The following is a 413-nucleotide window of genomic DNA, read 5'->3' as shown; positions in this document are numbered from 1 at the left end:
CTCAAGCCGCGCCATCCAGGACAGCTTGTAAGGAAACTTCTTCTCGTCATCGATCGGATTGCCGTTCGGCAGATAGAGCGAGGCAACGCGCAAGGCGCCCTTGTCGGTTGAGAAAACGCCTTCGATGAAACGCGCCTGTTCATCGGCATCGTCGCCGGGCAGGCCCCTGATCACCTCGTCGAAGCGCAGCTTCGACAACAGCGCGACGCCGTTGAAACCCTTTTGGCCATGGGTTTCGACATTGTAGCCAAGCGCCTCGATCTCGGCGCGCGGGAACTGCTCGTCGACCGTCTTGATCTCCTGCAGGCAGACGATGTCGGGTGCGCTCTCGGTCAGCCAATGGGTCAGGTTGCCGATGCGGGCGCGGACACCGTTGATGTTCCAGGTGACGATTTTCATGGCGGTCTCGATGC

The 413-nt window shown here is 60.3% G+C and carries 1 protein-coding gene; it reads right to left on the bottom strand.

Going from position 1 to position 413, the window contains the following annotated elements; genetic code table 11:
- The coding region (locus tag EN925_RS39345; RefSeq protein ID WP_206633256.1) for an exodeoxyribonuclease III at positions 1-399 on the bottom strand (399 nt) is incomplete at its 3' end.
- Positions 400-413 lie beyond the last annotated feature (14 nt).

This window comes from Mesorhizobium sp. M7A.F.Ca.US.006.04.2.1 (assembly GCF_004022915.1).
Taxonomy (GTDB): Bacteria; Pseudomonadota; Alphaproteobacteria; order Rhizobiales; family Rhizobiaceae; genus Mesorhizobium; species Mesorhizobium ciceri.
Note: the sequence above shows the minus strand (reverse complement) of the source record. Positions and strands in the feature narration are given on the sequence as shown.